Genomic DNA, 17,048 nt, shown 5'->3' with positions numbered 1-17,048 from the left:
GCTGGATCGCCATCACCTACGGACAGGAGCCCGCACAACCATGGAACGTGGTTCCTCGGGGCTGCAACGGCTCGTACGCGAGGTCGCCAAATTCGGCGCCGTCGGCGGCGCCGGCATTCTCGTCAATCTCGGCGTCTTCAACCTGGTCCGGCACCTCACCGAGCTTCCGGTGGTGCGGGCGAGCGTGATAGCCACCGTCGTCGCCATTGTGTTCAACTACCTCGGCTTCCGCTACTGGACGTACCGGGACCGCGACAAGGGCGGCCGCACCAAGGAACTCACCCTGTTCCTGTTGTTCAGCGCGGTCGGCCTGGTGATCGAGAACGGTCTGCTGTATCTCGCGACCTACGGCTTCGGCTGGGACAGCCCGCTGCAGAGCAACGTGTTCAAGTTCGTCGGCATCGGCGTGGCGACGCTGTTCCGCTTCTGGTCGTACCGCTCGTGGGTGTTCAAGGCACTGCCGGCCCGTGAGACGGTCGCCGACGCGGAGGCGATCCTGGAGCGGGCCGCCGACTCCCCGGAGCCCAAGCCCAAGCAGCGGGTCTTCTGAGACTTCCCGGCGCGGGTCTTCCTGGCGGATGAGTGTTCCTAGCGGACCGTCGGCCGGTCGTCGTCCGGCGGCAGCTTGTGGGCCGGCGGGGTGCGGGACAGGAACAGACCGAACACCGGCGGCTGGGCCTGGAGCAGTTCCAGACGGCCGCCGTCGGCCTCCGCGAGGTCACGGGCGACGGCCAGCCCGATCCCGGTGGAGTTACGGCCGCTGATGGTGCGCTCGAAGATGCGGTTGCCGAGATCCGCGGGCACCCCGGCGCCCTCGTCGGTCACCTCGACGACCGCCTGATTGCCGGTGACCCTGGTCCGCAGGGCGACCGTGCCGCCGCCGTGCATCAGCGAGTTCTCGATCAGTGCGGCCAGCACCTGCGCGACCGCGCCGGGCGTGCCCACCGCCCGCAGATGCCGCTTGCCCGAGCTGACGATCGCCCGGCCCGAGCTGCGGTAGGCGGGGCGCCACTCGGCGAGCTGCTGCTGGATGACCTCGTCCAGGTCGAAGGAGACCGCGGAGCCGGTGCGTGGGTCGCGGGAGTTCGTCAGCAGCCGCTCCACGACATCGGTCAGCCGCTCCACCTGCGTCAACGCCACGTTCGCCTCCTCCTTCACGGTGTCCGGGTCGTCGGTGAGGGTGATCTCCTCGAGCCGCATCGACAGCGCGGTCAGCGGGGTGCGCAGCTGGTGGGAGGCGTCGGCGGCCAGCCGCCGTTCGGCGGTGAGCATCCGCCCGATCCGCTCGGCGGAGGAGTCCAGCACATCGGCGACCCGGTCCAGCTCCGGGACGCCGTACCGCTTGTGCCGGGGGCGCGGGTCGCCGGAGCCCAGCCGCTCGGCGGTCTCGGCGAGGTCGGTGAGCGGGGAGGCGAGCCGGTTGGCCTGCCGGATGGCCAGCAGCACGGCGGCGATCACGGCGAGCAGCGCGACCGCCCCGATGATCAGCAGCGTACGGCCGACCTCCCGGGTCACCGTGGACCGCGGCTCCTGGACGGTGACCGTCTCGCCTTCCTCGCCGTCGACGGTGTAGTGGATGACATCACCCTCGGGCCTGACCCCGAGCTCGATCGGGGCCTTGCCCGGGATCCGGATGACGGCGTACTGGTCCTTGCCGACCTGGCTGTGCAGTATCTCGGCGGTGACGTCCTCGTCCCCGAGGATGCGGCTGTCGACGATGCTGGCGAGCCGGAGCGCCTCGGAGTCCACCCGCTCCTGGGCGCTGTTGCTGATGGTCCGCGACTCGACGATCACGAGGGACACGCCGAAGACCGCGATGACGACCAGTACGACGGCGAGGGTGGACTGGATCAGACGACGACGCACGGCACTCTCCGGGAAACGACGGCTTCAGCGCCCCGCAGGGGCGCGAGGAACTGCGCGACCAGCCACATGCGACGGTCGGTCACGCACCTACCCGAGCCCCCCACGGCGCAACGCGCGTAGCCGACCTAGCTCTTCTCGAAACGGAACCCGACACCACGCACCGTAGCGATGTACCGCGGGTTCGCCGCATCGTCGCCGAGCTTCTTGCGCAGCCACGAGATGTGCATGTCGAGCGTCTTGGTCGAGGACCACCACGTCGTGTCCCAGACCTCACGCATCAACTGGTCACGAGTAACCACCCGTCCGGCGTCCCGCACCAGCACCCGCAGCAGGTCGAACTCCTTCGCGGTGAGCTGGAGTTCCTCGTCCCCCATCCACGCCCGGTGCGACTCGACGTCGATCCGCACACCGTGCGTGGCCGGCGGCTGCGCGGGCTCCGCGGCACCGCGGCGCAGCAGCGCCCGCACCCGGGCGAGCAGTTCGGCGAGCCGGAACGGCTTGGTGACGTAGTCGTCGGCGCCCGCGTCCAGGCCGACGACGGTGTCCACCTCGTCGGCCCGCGCGGTCAGGATGAGGATCGGTACGGCGTGGCCCTCGGCACGCAGCCGGCGAGCGACCTCCAGGCCGTCCATGCCGGGAAGCCCGAGGTCGAGCACGACCAGGTCGATGCCGCCCTGCATTCCGGCGTCGAGCGCGGTGGGTCCGTCCTCGCGCACCTCGACCTCGTAACCTTCCCGGCGCAGTGCGCGGGCCAGCGGCTCCGAAATGGACGCGTCGTCCTCGGCGAGCAGTACACGGGTCATGAGGTGATGGTAGTCCGATTACGCGCTGTGCCGGGGTGTGATCGGCACCAGGGATTCTTACCTTGGGGCACAGTGGTACGAACCTGTGGGCGAGAGGTGAGACGGTAGAGGGGCCTTCGAAAGCGGGTGCGCGGTTCCCCCGACACCTGTGATCCGTGTCTCAAGTCCTTCCATATACGGCAGTGTCCTGACGTAGAGTGACGTGAACGCCTGTAGTACACCCGGGGACCTTTGGTGGGCTTCTTGACACTGAAGGTCTCTTTTGTGTGCGGGTCGGCCCAGGCCGGCCTTGAAAGGAATGACCTCTGGCCGGGCTCCGGACGCGACACAGCGTCACGGAGCGTGGATCCCGGTGGTCGCCGTCCGCCGCTCCGTGATCCGGGGCGGACTCCCCTGGGCGTGGGGTGGACGGTCCGACCCGCCGGTGCCGGCCGCTCCCCCCACGGGCGCGCACAGCCCCACCGCGCGTCCCGACCAGCAAGGAACGACATGGCGTCCAGCCTGACGAAGGACTCGGTCCGACCGGGCACCCCCGGTTCCGAGAGGACCTTCTTCGGCCACCCCCGCGGACTGGCCACTCTCTTCATGACCGAGATGTGGGAGCGTTTCTCCTACTACGGCATGAAGGCCCTGCTCCCGCTGTACCTGGTCGCTCCCGGCGGCCTGCACATGACGGCGGCCACGGCGACGGCGATCTACTCCGTGTACCTGTCGCTCGTGTACCTGCTCGCCCTGCCGGGCGGCTGGTTCGCCGACCGTGTGCTCGGCCCCCGTAAGACGGTCGCCGTCGCGGGCGCGATCATCATGCTCGGCCACCTGACGCTGGCGCTGCCCGGCTCGGGTACGTTCTTCGCGGGCCTCGGCCTGGTCGCCATAGGCTCAGGTCTGCTGAAGGCCAACATCTCCACGATGGTCGGTCACCTGTACGACGGTCCGGACGACCCGCGCCGTGACGGTGGCTTCACGCTCTTCTACATCGGCATCAACGTGGGTGCTTTCGCCGCACCGCTGGTCATCGGCACGGTCGGCGAGAACTACAACTGGCACCTCGGCTTCGCGCTGGCCGCGCTCGGCATGGCGCTGGGTCTCGCCCAGTTCCTGCTCGGCACGCGGCACCTGAGCTCGCGTTCGAGCATCGTCCCGACGCCGCTGTCCGCCGCGGAGAAGAAGGCGACGCTGACGAAGGCCGGCTTCTGGGCCGCCGTCGCCGCGGTCTTCTACGTCGTCGTGGGTGTCTCCGGCGTCTACACGCTGAACTGGCTGCTGGTCCCGATCACCGTCGCCGGTCTGCTGATCCCGGTCGTCGTCATCGCCCGCATCAAGCGCGACAAGGACCTGGACCGCGCCGAGCAGTCCAAGATGAGCGCGTACATCTGGTTCTTCGTGGCCGCGGCCGTCTTCTGGATGATCTACGACCAGGGTGGCTCGACCGTCTCCCTGTTCGCCGACGCCTCCGCCAAGAACACCATCTTCGGCTGGAACTTCCCGGTCTCCTGGTACCAGTCCGTCAACCCGGTCATGATCATGGCGTTCGCGCCGGTCTTCGCCTGGGCGTGGCTGGCGATGGCGCGGCGCGGCAAGGAGCCGAGCACGGCCGTGAAGTTCGCCGGTGGTCTGGTGCTGATCGGTGCGTCGTTCTTCCTGTTCCTCGCGCCGCTGTCGATCGCCGACGGCGGTCACAAGGCCGCCGCGATGTGGCTGGTCGGGATCTACTTCGTGCAGACCGTGGGTGAGCTGATGCTGTCCCCGGTGGGTCTGTCCGTGACGACCAAGATGGCTCCGGCGAAGTACGCGTCCCAGATGATGGGCGTGTGGTTCCTGGCGGTCACCGCGGGCGACGCGACGACCGGTCTGCTGTCCATCGCGGGCGTCGACCTCAACAAGACGGGGATCGTGGCGTTCCAGGCGGTGCTGGCGGTGCTCGCCGGTGCGGCGGTGTTCATGTACCGGAAGAAGGTCCGGGAGCTCATGGGCGACGTTCACTGATCGTCTTCTGCGTCTTCCGACAGAGGGCCACCGCATTCTTTGGAATGGGGTGGCCCTCTTGTGTTTCGGCTGTCCGCCGGATGTGGCTGGTCGCGCCCGCGCGGCGGCAGCCGCACATCGAACAGAGCCCCGCGCCCCTAAAGCATCACCGCGTCCTCTTTCGTGGCATGAACGTGAACACGGCGCCGCCCAGCAGGATCGCCGTTCCTGCCACCAGCCCCAGCGCCTTGACCGCGCCGTTGCTGCTGTCGCCGGTCTCCGCCAGGCCACCGCTGCCGCCACTGCTGCTCGACGAACCGCCCGACGTCGACGAACCCCCCGACGCGCCGCCCGCCTGCTCGGTCGTGTCCAGCGTCAGCGACACCTCCGACTTGGTCGGCGTGCACGTCGTCGTCGTACCGAGCGCGTTGACCGTGAGCACGCCCGGCGACAGCGTCGACTCGCCGCTCGCGCCCGGCTTGTACGTGCCCGTCAGGTCCGGGATGTCGATCGGGTCGCCGGACTTGATCGGGGCGGAGTTGGTGGGGCCCTCCACATGGACCGTGCCCTTGTCGGCGCCGCCCAGGACCACCTCCATCGACGGCTTCACCGAGTCCGCCGGGATGTCCGCGGGGCTGTCCATCACCGACCCGTTGAACTGCACGGTGAGGTCGAAGCTCCCGCCGTTCTTCTTGGCGTTGATCTGCACCGGCGAGGTCGCGTTCTTGTCGCCGATGGGCGTCTTGCAGGCGTAGGGGACGTCGACCTCCTTGCCCGTGAAGTCGGTCTGGCCGGTGCCCGTGCCGTCGGAGGAGGAGGCGGACGGGGAGGCGGAGGCCGAGGCGGACTCCGAGGCCGAGTCGGAGGGGCTCGCCGAGGCGGACGGAGAGGCCGAGCCGGTGCCGGTCGGGGACGCCGAGTCGCTGGAACCGCTGCCGGTCACCTCGATCGTCGCCGCCTTGGGCACGGTCGCCGAGGGGGTGCACACGGTGTCCGTCCCGAACGCGTTGACCTTGTACGCGTCCGGGGTGAGCGTCACCTCGCCCGGTGAGGTCAGTTTCAGCGTGCCCGTCATGTCGGACAGCACCATGTCGCCGCCCTTGGGGATCGCCGGGTTCTCGCGCGGCCCCTGCAGGGCGATGTCGGCGGTCTGGGCACCGGCCGCCTTGAGCGTGCCGGACGGCTGGACCGAGTTGGCGGGCAGGTCGATGATGTCCGGGTTCTTGGACGCGGCCTGCACGAACTTCCAGGTGATGTCGACCGTGTCGCCGACCTTCGCGGTCGCGGGCGCGGTGATCGCCACCTTCGTGGTCCCGTCGACGGGGTCGGCGACACCGGCGGGCGGTACGCAGTGGGTCGCGAACGACACCTCGGCCGCCTGTGCGGTACCGGCGGCCGCGCCGAGCAGGGCGCCCGCCCCGGCGAGGACCAGCGCGGCCGCCGCCGCACCCGCTCTGACCGGTGTCACTCTCCTTCGCATGGTCACGTGGTTCCCTTCCTGGTGGGAGTCGTGGGACTCGTGGAACTGTCGTCGTGCGGTGCGGAGAGCCGACCGGCCGCCGTGCCCGGATCGTTGTCCGGGGTGAACCACGGCAGGGTCGAGGTCGTGTCGGGCGCGGGCTCCGGCGCGCGCAGGCGGGGCAGGCGCAGGGTCGGGCGGTGCACGCCCCGGTGGCGGATGCCGCCCGCGCGGGGCGGCCGCACCCGGTCGACCACCGCCATGCCGATGCGGAAGACGGCGGCCGGTACGACCACGCAGAGCAGGAGCCAGAACAGGGTCACGCCCCAGGGGCGGCCGACGCCCCAGGGCTGTTCGGCGAGGACCTTGCCGTCGTACCTGAGGGAGACGGTGTAGTCGCCGTGCGCCCCGGCGGAGAGTTCGACGGGCAGCTTGATCTGCGCCTTCTTGCCGGGTGCCAGGGTGCCGCGCCACTGCTGCTCGTCCCACTGCGGGGCGAACACACCGTGCGCGGCGCCGACTTGGAAGACGGGATCCTTGAGTGTGGTGGCGCCCGCGTTGCCGATGGTGAAGACGAGGGTGCGGGAGGGTGGCGCGCCGAACCAGGTCAGCAGGGACGAGGAGCCGTCGAGGCGGGTGTCGGTGAGCATCGCGAGACGGCCGCCGGTGGGCTCGGCGGGCAGCGCCTTCACGGGGTGCCCGCCGACCTGGAAGACGGCGTCCGCGTCGGCCTTCGCGCCGGTCACGGTGGCCACGTGCACCACGCAGGGGCAGGGCACCGGTGGCTCGGCGACCGGGAGCTGCTTGCCGAAGCCACCCTTCGCGTCGGTGGTGACGGCGCGCCCGTCGGCGTTGGCGCAGGAGTTGGTGCCGCCGATCACGCCCCGGGCGGGGGTGGCCAGGCCGCAGATCAGCATCATCAGCAGGGTGTGCGGCCGCCAGCCGGTGCCGCTGACGGTGATGGACCCGCCGGTGCCTGCCTGTGCCTCGGAGACCTTCACGGCCGGCCCGCCGGCGGCCGCGGCCAGGGGCGTCAGGAGCAGTGCGAACACCGCCGCCAGCGCCGTCGATATCGCGATCGCACGCGCTCTCACCTCGCCGCTCCCGTCAACTCGGCCTCCATGGGCAGGGGTTCGGTCGCCGCCTGGCCGGCCCGGCGCCTGCGCAGTCGTACGACCGTCACGGCGGCGGCCGCCGCCGCCGCCGGCGCGCCCGCGATCCCCGCGACCGCGCCCCAGGGCACGAACCGCGCCCGGGCGTCCGCCGTGTCGTGCGCGCCGCCGGCCGCCGTCGCCGTCAGCCGGACGTCGACCGCGTCCAGGGCGGGGTGGTCTGGCCAGGGCTCGGCGAGTTCGGTGCGGCTGCCGGGGGCGAGGCGGACCGGGAGGGTGCGCGGGGCCCGGTCGAGGAGGTCCCGGCCGAAGACCCCGTCCGCGTGCACCGCGAGCTTCGGCACGAGGACGGTCGTACCCCGGTTGACCAGCTCGTAGGTGATGCGGTCACCGTGGACGGCGACATGTTCGACGGTCAGCGCGGTCAGGGTGGGGCCGCCGACGCGCAGCCGGACCCGGACGGTGGCGGTGCGGCCGTCGGTGTCCTTGGCGACGAGCGCGCCGGGGAGGTCGCCGGGGGCGGCACCGGCCGGGACGGTCACCGTGAAAGGGACGTCGGCCCGGGTGCGCGCGGGCACCCGGACGCTCGGCCCGGCGAAGGTGACGGGGACGCCGGTGCCGGACAGCCTTACCGTGACGGGGTGTCCGCCGCGGTTGGTCACCGACACGGTGTCCTGGAGGACGGCCCCGGGGGTGCCCTCGGCGTAGAAGGACGGGCGGCCGCCGCCCGCGGGCGCGAGTGACCAGCCGCCGGCCGCCGCCGCGCGCGGGGCGGTGGCGAGCAGGGTCAGCGCGGCGAGGCCGAGCACACGGGTGACGGACTGGGCGGACGGCATGGGCGGCTCCGGCGGTCGGACCCCGAGGGTCAGCGGCGTACGGGCTGGTTCCGCCGGGTCAGCCAGAGGGCGCCGGCCGCGCCCGCGAGCAGCACGGTGCCGCCGAGGGTGCCGAGCGCGACGAACGAGTCCTCGGGACCGGTCTTCGGGAGGGTGCCCGCGGAGTCGGCGCCGGTGCCGCCGGACGACGAGCCGGAGCCGGTCGAGCCGCCCCCGCCCGCGGCGCTCACGTCCAGGGTCAGGGACGGGCCGGGGTTGTTGGTGGGGGTGCAGGTCGTCGTCGTGCCGAGCGCCTTGATGGTGAGGATGCCCGCCGTGAAGGTCACCTTGCCGTTCTTCTCCGGCGTGTAGGTGCCGCTCAAGTCGTTGATCTTGATGGGGGTGTTGGCGGGTATCGCGGCCTGGTTGGGCGAGCCGGTCACGTTCAGGGTCCCGCTGTCGGCGCCGCCCAGCTTGATGGTGGCGCTCGGGTTCATCGCGCCCTTGCCGAGTTCGACCGGGCTGGAGGAGACGCCCTTCTGCCAGGACATCGTGATCTTGTAACCGCTGCCGCTCCGGACGCCCTTGATGTCGATCGGGGAGACGGCGCTCTTGTCGCCGATCGGCGTCTTGCAGGCGTAGTTGACGTCGACGACGGTGGCGTGCGCCGCCGGGGCGGTGAGCAGCACCGCCGAGCCGGCGAGGGCGGCGGCGGACGCGAGCACGGCGGTGCGTTTCGGGTACGACGACACGGTCGGTCCACCCCATTCGCTACTGACGAGGTATCAGATTCGGCCGTCAAGGTACGCCGGGGCCCATGAGGAGGGAAGAGAAAGGGCGTGGCGGAAGTGTGAGTGCCCCGTGAGGGGCGCGGGGGAATCGATCCCGTCAGCCGAAGCGCCCCTCAGGGGCGCGGGGCTCTGCCGATTCGCGGCTCCGCCGCGCGGGCGCGAGCGACCACGATCAACCCGCGGTCGCCACCGGACATCACGCGGCACCCTCTCGGGCGCACGCCGCCCCCTACGCCGGCGCCCCCAGCTCCGCCCAGACCGTCTTCCCGGTCTCCCCGGACGCCCGGACGACCCCCCAGTCCAGGCACAGCCGCTGCACGATGAACATCCCGTGCCCTCCCGGCCGTCCCGCCCGGTGCGGGGTCCGCGGCGACGGCTGCCCGGCCCCCCGGTCGGACACCTCCACCCGGATCACCTTGTTGTCGCAGGCCAGGACCAACTCGTCCGGCCCCTCCGCGTGCAGGCACGCGTTGGTGACGAGCTCGGAGACGACAAGCAGTACGTCCTCGGCGGCGGCCCTGCGGTCGGCGGACGCGGCGGGCAGCCAGCCCCACGCGTACAGCGCCTGCCGGGCGAAGTCGCGGGCGAGCGGAACCACCCCGCTCTCGCCGGCGAGGCGCAGCCTGCGGACCTGACGACCCCCCGACGAGGCGGACGGCACGTCGGACGCCGCCGCCTCGGACATCCCGGAGACGCCGCTGGTCTCCGGGCCGCGGTCGCCCGGCGGGTAAGGCCGGGTGGTGCTCATCAGCGCTTCACCTCACCGTTTCACCGGTTCACGATTCATAAACTCGCGTTGCTGCACTTCGTACGGGCCCGTCGGTAGGGCCTACTCAACCGGGGCCGGGACGACCGCCGACAGATCTCTCCTGCCCGGGCGATCCGCCGGGACACCCCCTGGTTGCGAACACCGGGCCGGAACTCAGCTCTCGTCGCCGCTCGCGCCGGTCTCGCCGGCGCCGTCGGCCAGGGCCGCCTCGACGGAGTCATGGACGGTGAAGACCGCCTCCGCCCCCGTGATCTCGAACACCCGAGCGACGACGGGCAGCATCCCGGCGAGGTGCACCCCGCCGCCGGCGGCATCGGCCCGCAGTCGGGCGCCGAGCAGCACGTTCAGCCCGGTGGAGTCGCAGAACTCAAGGCGTGAGCAGTCGACGACAAGGCGCGAGAACCCCTTGTCGAGGAGATCGTCGAGCGGCTCGCGCAGTAGATCGGCGGTGTGGTGATCGAGCTCACCCGCCGGAATCACGACGGCGCTGGGGCCCTCTTCCCGCACCTCCACCAGCAGCCGGCCCGACTGTGCGCTGCCGACCGTCCCGTGGTCCATTGCCGTCTCTCTCCCGAGGTCGTGACGCTTTTGCCACCGTCTGACCGATGTCTGACGATGCCCACCGATGTCCGCCGAACGCCGTGTCGACGCCCTCGAACATTACGCCTTCTCCACGCACTCCGACACCCGAACAACCTCGCACAATCGGACAAATGCTAATAGAACGGACTTGCGAGTGACTCGTCGAAGCGGGTAGGGCTAGTAGAGACACCTGAACCGACACGGCCGGCTTTGGAGGCGCCGCACTCCGCAGTGCACGCACGGCTTCGGCAGCCTTATGCCGAGAACGATGGAGGACACCATGTCACCCCGGCTCGACGCATCGCATACCCGGACGGCGACGTCGACACCCCCACCGGAACAACTGGATGCCATCGAGGGATCCGTCGCGGGGCTCGACCTCCCCGAGATCCCCCCGTACGACGAGGTCGACGCGGTCGACGCGCGCGCCCTGTCCAAGACCCTCTTCGAGCGGCTGGAGTCGCTGGAGGAAGGCACGCACGAGTACTCGTACGTACGCAACACGCTCGTCGAGCTGAACCTCGCGCTCGTCAAGTTCGCCGCCTCCCGGTTCCGCTCCCGCAGCGAGCCCATGGAGGACATCATCCAGGTCGGCACGATCGGCCTGATCAAGGCGATCGACCGCTTCGAGCTCTCCCGCGGTGTCGAGTTCCCCACCTTCGCGATGCCTACCATCATCGGCGAGATCAAGCGCTTCTTCCGCGACACGTCGTGGTCGGTGCGGGTCCCGCGCCGTCTCCAGGAGCTCCGTCTCGACCTCGCCAAGGCGGGCGACGAGCTGGCCCAGAAGCTGGACCGCGCCCCCACGGTCGCGGAACTGGCGGAGCGCCTCGGCCTCTCGAACGACGAGGTCGTCGAGGGCATGGCCGCCTCCAACGCCTACACCGCCTCCTCCCTGGACGCACAGCCGGACGAGGACGACTCCGAGGGCGCCCTGGCGGACCGCATCGGCTACGAGGACCACGGTCTCGAGGGCATCGAGTACATCGAGTCCCTGAAGCCGCTGATCGCCGAACTCCCGTCCAGGGACCGGAAGATCCTCTCGCTGCGCTTCGTCGCCGGCCTGACCCAGTCGGAGATCGGCGAGGAACTGGGCATCTCGCAGATGCACGTGTCCCGGCTGCTGTCCCGCACGCTGGTGCGGCTGCGGAAGGCACTGACGCTCGACGAGTGACCGCGGCGGTGACCGGCCGGGGTCGTCGTACGGCTGCGGGCGCGTGGGGACCGGTCGTCCCACGCGCCCGCAGCCGTATGCCGGACACGCGCCCCCTGTGCGGCCCCTGTGCTGCCGCTGTGCCCCCTGGAGGGGCGATTCCCGGCCGCCTCTTTTCGCCAAAGGCCTCCCTCGCGCCCCACGCACACCCCAAACTGGCCGGTACGTCAGCAAGGACGGGCCCACGGCGGGCCGGCGCGAAGGGGTGCAGCATGGTCCAGGACAACCCACCCCCGGACGCACGCCTGACCGAACTCCTGCGCACGCCCGCGGCCACCGCCTACCCGGCCCTCCAGGAACTGCGCGCCCGCCACCACCCCGCGGTCCTCGGCTACGCCCGGCTCTGCACGGCCGGCGACGCGGCGGCCCGCCGGCTCGCCGCGCAGACCTTCACCACCGTCGCCCGGGACATCGCGCGCGGCGCCGAACCGGTCGTCCCCCTGCGCCACCACCTGCTCCTGCTGACCGCGCGCCTGGCCGCCGAGTGGGCGCACGACGAACGCTCCGCCGCCCTGGACCCCACCCTCCTCCTGGTCCTGAACTCGACGGGCGCACCCGAGCCGCCCGCCCCGCCGCTGCTCACGGCGTTCCAGTCCCTGCCGTCCCGCACCCAGGGCCTGCTCTGGTACGGCGTACTGGACCAGGAACCCCCGGCCCGGACCGCCACCCACCTCGGCCTGACCCCCGAGGACGTCCGGTACGACACCCCGCCCGCGCTCCAGTCGCTGGCACAGGCCTGTCTGCGCAGCCGCCTGGCCGCGTCCGACGACCCGCGCTGTGCGGACTTCCGCCGGCTGATCGAGGAGTCGGTACGCCCGGACAACCCCCGGCACAGCGCCGACCTGCACGCGCACATGGCCCACTGCCCGCACTGCACGGCCGCGTTCGAGGACCTGACCGCGCTCCGGGACAACCCGCGCACGGCCCTGGCCGAGGGCCTGCTGCCCTGGAGCGGAACGGGATACGTACGGCAGGAGACCCCGGCCGAGGCGGCCGCCGCGCCGGGCCCGGCGCGTGGACGCCGGTCCCCGTCCCGCCGCGTCCTGCTGACCTCCACGGCGCTGGGCGTGGCCCTCGTACCGCTGCTGCTGGTGCTCCTGAACCACCCGGCCGGGCACACCCGGACCCCGGCGGCCGCGACCCCGGCACCGCCCGTCACCCCCCAGGTGACCGTGACGGCGACGGCGACCGTCGCCCCGTCGCCCTCCCCCACGAAGCCGTCCCACAGCCCGACCCCGGCACACTCCGCGTCGCCCGCCCCGTCTCCGACGCACTCCGCGTCGCCGGCCCCCTCGCCCGCCCCGAAGCCGCCGGGCGCCGGCTACGCCCAGGTCGTGAACGCCGCCACCGGCCGCTGTCTTGACGTCCGGGACGGCGATTTCGACAACGGCACCGACGTGGTCACGGCCGCCTGCTCCGGCTCCGCCACCCAGCGCTGGCGGGTCGACACGGACCGGGGCGTGCTGCAGTCCGCCGCGGACCCCGGCTTCTGCCTGGACAGCCGGGGTTCGGTCGACAAGGGCGTCGGCATCTGGGAGTGCTCGTCGGTGGACGGCGACCACGGCGCCAACCTGCGCTTCACGGTCGTCTCCGACGGCGAGATCCGCCCGGAGATCGCCATCGAGACGGCCCTCACCCCGAACGGCGACGACCAGCTCTCCCTGGACCCGGTGAACGACGGCAAGGCCCAGCTCTGGCGGGCCGGGGCGAGCTGACTCAGCCGACGGCCCGGACGCCCCTGCGCCACACCCCGGCGACCAGCGGAACACCCGGCCGGTAGGCCAGATGGACGTGGCTGGGGGCGTCCAGCAGGGTCAGGTCGGCGTAGGCGCCCCGGGTGAGCCGGCCGATGTCGTCCCTGCGCAGGGCCTTCGCGCCGCCCGCAGTCGCCGACCACACCGCCTCGTCGGGGGTCATCCGCATGTCCCGGACGGCCAGGGCGATGCAGAAGGGGACGGAGGAGGTGAAGGAGGAACCCGGGTTGCAGTCCGTGGACAGGGCCACGGTCACGCCCGCGTCGAGGAGCCTGCGGGCGTCCGGCCACTCGGCGCGGGTGGAGAACTCGGCGCCCGGCAGGAGGGTGGCGACCGTCGCGCTGTTCGCGAGCGCGTCCACGTCGGCGTCCGTGAGGTGGGTGCAGTGGTCGGCGCTGGCCGCGTCGAGTTCCACCGCCAGCTGCACACCGGGGCCGTAGGAGAGCTGGTTGGCGTGGATGCGCGGGGTCAGGCCCCTGGCCTTGCCCGCGGTGAGGATCGCGCGGGCCTGGTCGCCGTCGAAGGCGCCCTTCTCGCAGAAGACGTCGACCCAGCGGGCGTACGGGGCACAGGCGTCGAGCATATCGCCGGTGACCAGGGAGACGTAGGCGGCCGGATCGTCGGCGTAGTCCGGGGAGACGATGTGGGCGCCGAGGTAGGTCACCTCGTCGGTGTGGGCGGCGGCGATGCGCAGGGCCCGCGCCTCGTCCTCGACCGTCAGGCCGTAGCCCGACTTCGTCTCGAAGGTGGTGGTGCCCTGGCGGAGGGCCTCCGCGAGGTAGTGCGTGAGGTTCGCCTCCAGCTCCGCGTCGGTCGCGGCGCGGGTGGCGGCGACGGTGGTGCGGATGCCGCCCGCGGTGTACGAGCGGCCGGACATCCGGGCGTTGAACTCCTGGGTGCGGTCGCCCGCGAAGAGCAGGTGGGAGTGGGAGTCCACGAAGCCCGGCAGCACCGCCCGGCCGCCCGCGTCGACCCGGTTGTCAGTGGCGGGTGCTTTGCTGGATTCACCGGTCCACACGACCCGGTCGCCGTCGATGACGACGGCCGCGTCCTGGATCAGACCGAGAGGGGAGTTGTCACCGAGGGAGGGGTCGTTGGTGACCAGCGTGGCGATGTTGGTGATGACGGTGCTGCTGCTCATGGTGTCCTCGTGGGTGGTCGTCAGGCGCGGGGTGCTTCGACGGCCCGTCAGGCGCGAAGGGCTTCCACGGCCCGCGCGAGGGCCTGTGGCACATCGGGGACGAGGGCGTGCGCGCCGTCTCGTACGACGTGCCGTCCGCCCACGACCGTGTGCCGTACGTCCGCTGCCGTCGCGGCGAATACGGCCGTCTCGGCGCCCAGCCGGGGCAGCGGCCCCGCCGTTCTGACCGAGTCCAGCGCGATCGTCGTCAGGTCGGCGAGCATGCCGGTCTCGATGGTGCCGGCGTCCTCCCAGCCGAGCGCGGCGTGGCCGTCGGCGGAGGCGGCGCGCAGCAGGGCGGCGGCCGTCCAGTGGCCCCGGGTGCGAGTGCGCAGCCGCTCGTTCAGCTCCATCGCGCGCGCCTCCTCGAACAGGTCGATGACGGCGTGGCTGTCGGAGCCGAGGGAGAGCGGCGAGCCCGCCCGCTGGAGGGCGGCGGCCGGTCCGATGCCGTCGGCCAGGTCCCGCTCGGTGGTCGGGCACATGCAGGTGCCGGTGCCGGAGCCGCCGAGCAGGGCGATGTCCTCGTCGGTGAGGTGGGTGTTGTGGACGCCCGTGGTGCGCGGGCCGAGGACACCGTGGTCGGCGAGCAGGCGGGTGGGGGTGCGGCCGTGGGCGGCCAGGCAGGCGTCGTTCTCCGCCGTCTGCTCGGACAGGTGCACATGGAGCGGGGCCCGCCGCTCCTCGGCCCAGCGGGCCACGGTCGCCAGCTGGCCGGCGGGCACGGCCCGTACGGAGTGGACGGCCGCCCCGATCCGCGCGTGATCCCGTTCCTTGAGAACTGAACAGCGTTCGGCCCAGGCCTCCGCGCTGCCGTCGGAGAAGCGCGTCTGATGCGCGTTGGGCGGCTCCCCGAAGCCTGCCGAGAGGTAGGCGGTGTCGAGGAGGGTGATGCGGACACCTGCGTCGGCGGCGGCCGCGATCAGCGCCTCGCCCATGGCGTTGGGGTCGGCGTACGGGGTGCCGCCGGGGGCGTGGTGGACGTAGTGGAACTCTCCGACGCATGCGATGCCCGCGAGCGCCATCTCGGCGTACACCGCGCGGGCGAGCGCGTGATACGTCTCCGGGGTCAGCCGGTCGGCGACGGAGTACATCAGCTCGCGCCAGGTCCAGAAGGTCCCGGAGCCGACCTGGACCGTGCCGCGCAGGGCGCGGTGGAAGGCGTGCGAGTGGGCGTTGGCCAGGCCGGGGAGGGTGAGACCGCGCAGGATCTCGGCCCCCGGCGGCGGGGTGGGGGTCTCCGCGCGGACGGCGGTGATCCGGCCGTCCGCCACCTCCACGGCGACACCGGGCTCGACGTAGGTGTCCAGCCAGGCGTGCTCCAACCAGTACGTCGTCCGTGTCGTCACCCGCAGGCCAGCCCTTCCAGTACGTCGGCGAGCGCGCCCACCCCGGCCACGCAGTCGTCCTCGGCCGCGAACTCGGCCGGGGAGTGCGAGACACCGCTGGGGTTGCGCACGAACAGCATGGCGGTCGGGATGCTCCCGGAGAGGATCCCGGCGTCGTGTCCGGCACCGGTACCCAGGACGGGCACGGTGAGACCGGTGTCCCGGCCGAGGATGCGGCCGAGTTCGTCCCGCAGGGCGTGGTCGAACTCGACGACCGGGGTGAAGGACTCCCGGACCACGTCCAGGTCGATGCCGTGCGCCTGCGCGTACTCCCGGGCCGCCTTCTCGATGCCGCCGACGACGGTGTCGAGGGTGGCCTGGTCGGCGGCGCGCGAGTCGAGCCAGCCGCGCACCAGGGAGGGGATGGCGTTGACACCGTTCGGCTCGACGGCGATCTTCCCGAAGGTGGCGACCGCACCGGCGAGTTCGGCCTCGCGGCGGGCGGCGAGCACGGTCTCGGCGTACGACAGCATGGGGTCGCGGCGGTCGGCCAGCCGGGTCGTGCCGGCGTGGTTGGCCTCGCCCCGGAAGTCGAACCGCCAGCGGCCGTGCGGCCAGATGGCACTGGCGACGCCGACCCGGTCACCGGACAGGTCCAGCGCCCGGCCCTGTTCGACGTGCAGCTCGACGAAGGCACCGATACGGGCGAGCCGCTCGGGGTCGGCGCCGATGGCGTCGGGGTCGTAGCCGGCGGCCTCCATGGCCCGGGGCAGGGTGACCCCGTCCCCGTCGGTCAGCCGGTGCGCCTGTTCGACGGTGAGCTGCCCGGCGGTGAGCCGTGACCCGACGCAGGCGAGCCCGAACCGGGCACCCTCCTCGTCACCGAAGTTGACGAGGGCGAGGGGCCTGGTGAACTCCGCTCCCCTGCGGCGCAGTTCGTCGAGCGCGGCGAAGGAGGACACGACACCCAGGGGGCCGTCGAAGGCGCCGCCGTCCGGGACGGAGTCCAGATGCGACCCGGTGACGACGGCGTCCCCGGCGGCGGGGTCGCCGAGCCAGGCCCACTGGTTCCCGTTCCGGTCGACCTCGTACGTCAGCCCACGCGCCTCGGCCTGCTCCTTGAACCAGGCGCGGCACTCGGCATCGGCCCCGGTCCAGGCGAAGCGCCGGTAACCGCGGGACTCGGGATGGCGGCCGACGGGAAGCAGTTCCCGCCACATCTCGTGGAAGGAGCCGCCACCGCCGACCGGCTGCACGGGCTGCGCCGGTACAGCCTGGGCCGCTCCGGGCCGTACCGCTCCGGGCTGTGGGCAGTCGTTCCGCGGGGCGATGGGGGTCCCCCCGCTCGAACGAAGTTGAGAGTGGGGGCGGGTGGGCCCAGCCGCCCCCGCGCTCGGCGACGAGGCTTCGG

15 protein-coding genes are annotated in these 17,048 nt (G+C 72.1%); 4 read left to right on the top strand and 11 right to left on the bottom strand.

Annotated elements, in window-relative coordinates; translation table 11 throughout:
* Nucleotides 1-40: 40 nt before the first annotated feature.
* Nucleotides 41-550 (top strand): GtrA family protein, encoded by a 510-nt coding sequence (locus tag ACWDGI_RS33875; protein WP_450765661.1) that lies wholly within the window; start codon nucleotides 41-43, stop codon nucleotides 548-550.
* Between the two features lie 38 nt (nucleotides 551-588).
* Here ACWDGI_RS33875 and ACWDGI_RS33870 read toward each other — a convergent pair whose 3' ends face one another.
* Together ACWDGI_RS33870 and ACWDGI_RS33865 are read right to left on the bottom strand one after the other, a co-directional pair.
* Complete coding sequence (locus ACWDGI_RS33870; protein WP_450765659.1) at nucleotides 589-1,866, bottom strand: ATP-binding protein; 1,278 nt, start codon at nucleotides 1,864-1,866, stop codon at nucleotides 589-591.
* Between the two features lie 125 nt (nucleotides 1,867-1,991).
* Nucleotides 1,992-2,669 carry a response regulator transcription factor gene (locus ACWDGI_RS33865; RefSeq protein WP_007382513.1) on the bottom strand — a complete coding sequence of 226 codons (678 nt, stop codon included), beginning with the start codon at nucleotides 2,667-2,669 and terminating at the stop codon, nucleotides 1,992-1,994.
* A 489-nt stretch (nucleotides 2,670-3,158) separates the two neighbouring features.
* Here ACWDGI_RS33865 and ACWDGI_RS33860 point away from each other — a divergent pair, with 489 nt between their 5' ends.
* Nucleotides 3,159-4,655, top strand: a complete 1,497-nt coding sequence (locus ACWDGI_RS33860; protein ID WP_450765657.1) for an oligopeptide:H+ symporter — start codon at nucleotides 3,159-3,161, stop codon at nucleotides 4,653-4,655.
* Nucleotides 4,656-4,800: 145 nt separating this feature from the next.
* Here the strand turns inward: ACWDGI_RS33860 and ACWDGI_RS33855 are convergent, their stop codons facing one another.
* The 6 genes from ACWDGI_RS33855 to ACWDGI_RS33830 form a co-directional block, all read right to left on the bottom strand.
* Entirely contained in the window at nucleotides 4,801-6,114 is a 1,314-nt protein-coding gene (locus ACWDGI_RS33855) for a hypothetical protein (RefSeq protein ID WP_450765655.1), read from the bottom strand.
* A 2-nt stretch (nucleotides 6,115-6,116) separates the two neighbouring features.
* Nucleotides 6,117-7,187, bottom strand: a complete 1,071-nt coding sequence (locus tag ACWDGI_RS33850; protein ID WP_450765653.1) for a hypothetical protein — start codon at nucleotides 7,185-7,187, stop codon at nucleotides 6,117-6,119.
* Nucleotides 7,184-8,041, bottom strand: a complete 858-nt coding sequence (locus ACWDGI_RS33845; protein WP_450765652.1) for a hypothetical protein — start codon at nucleotides 8,039-8,041, stop codon at nucleotides 7,184-7,186. Before ACWDGI_RS33845 ends, ACWDGI_RS33850 begins: the two co-directional genes overlap by 4 nt.
* Nucleotides 8,042-8,070: 29 nt before the next feature.
* Nucleotides 8,071-8,772 (bottom strand): LPXTG cell wall anchor domain-containing protein, encoded by a 702-nt coding sequence (locus tag ACWDGI_RS33840; protein ID WP_450765650.1) that lies wholly within the window; start codon nucleotides 8,770-8,772, stop codon nucleotides 8,071-8,073.
* Between the two features lie 268 nt (nucleotides 8,773-9,040).
* A complete protein-coding gene (locus tag ACWDGI_RS33835; RefSeq protein ID WP_450765649.1) occupies nucleotides 9,041-9,559 on the bottom strand; it encodes an ATP-binding protein in 519 nt (172 codons plus the stop codon).
* Nucleotides 9,560-9,733: 174 nt separating this feature from the next.
* Nucleotides 9,734-10,138, bottom strand: coding sequence for an STAS domain-containing protein (locus ACWDGI_RS33830; protein ID WP_450765647.1), 405 nt, complete (start codon nucleotides 10,136-10,138; stop codon nucleotides 9,734-9,736).
* A gap of 304 nt (nucleotides 10,139-10,442) precedes the next feature.
* On the opposite strand from ACWDGI_RS33830, the gene ACWDGI_RS33825 reads away from it, so the two are divergent.
* Nucleotides 10,443-11,336 carry an RNA polymerase sigma factor SigF gene (locus ACWDGI_RS33825; protein ID WP_450765645.1) on the top strand — a complete coding sequence of 298 codons (894 nt, stop codon included), beginning with the start codon at nucleotides 10,443-10,445 and terminating at the stop codon, nucleotides 11,334-11,336.
* Nucleotides 11,337-11,587: 251 nt separating this feature from the next.
* Entirely contained in the window at nucleotides 11,588-13,090 is a 1,503-nt protein-coding gene (locus ACWDGI_RS33820; RefSeq protein ID WP_450765643.1) for an RICIN domain-containing protein, read from the top strand.
* 1 nt (nucleotide 13,091) lies between these two features.
* Here the strand turns inward: ACWDGI_RS33820 and hutI are convergent, their stop codons facing one another.
* The 3 genes from hutI to ACWDGI_RS33805 are packed head-to-tail and all read right to left on the bottom strand — an operon-like array spanning nucleotide 13,092 to nucleotide 16,857.
* The gene (gene hutI, locus ACWDGI_RS33815; protein ID WP_450765641.1) at nucleotides 13,092-14,270 is read right to left on the bottom strand and encodes an imidazolonepropionase; all 1,179 of its coding nucleotides are present in this window, start codon (nucleotides 14,268-14,270) and stop codon (nucleotides 13,092-13,094) included.
* 47 nt (nucleotides 14,271-14,317) lie between these two features.
* Nucleotides 14,318-15,664: a formimidoylglutamate deiminase gene (locus tag ACWDGI_RS33810; protein ID WP_450765754.1), complete on the bottom strand. Its 1,347-nt coding sequence runs from the start codon at nucleotides 15,662-15,664 to the stop codon at nucleotides 14,318-14,320.
* On the bottom strand, nucleotides 15,655-16,857 hold the full coding sequence (locus tag ACWDGI_RS33805) for an allantoate amidohydrolase (protein WP_450765752.1): 1,203 nt from the start codon (nucleotides 16,855-16,857) through the stop codon (nucleotides 15,655-15,657). The genes ACWDGI_RS33810 and ACWDGI_RS33805 overlap by 10 nt, the downstream gene beginning before the upstream one ends.
* Nucleotides 16,858-17,048: the final 191 nt, after the last annotated feature.

The sequence above is a fragment of the Streptomyces sp. NPDC001220 genome (assembly GCF_053597895.1).
Note: the sequence above shows the minus strand (reverse complement) of the source record. Positions and strands in the feature narration are given on the sequence as shown.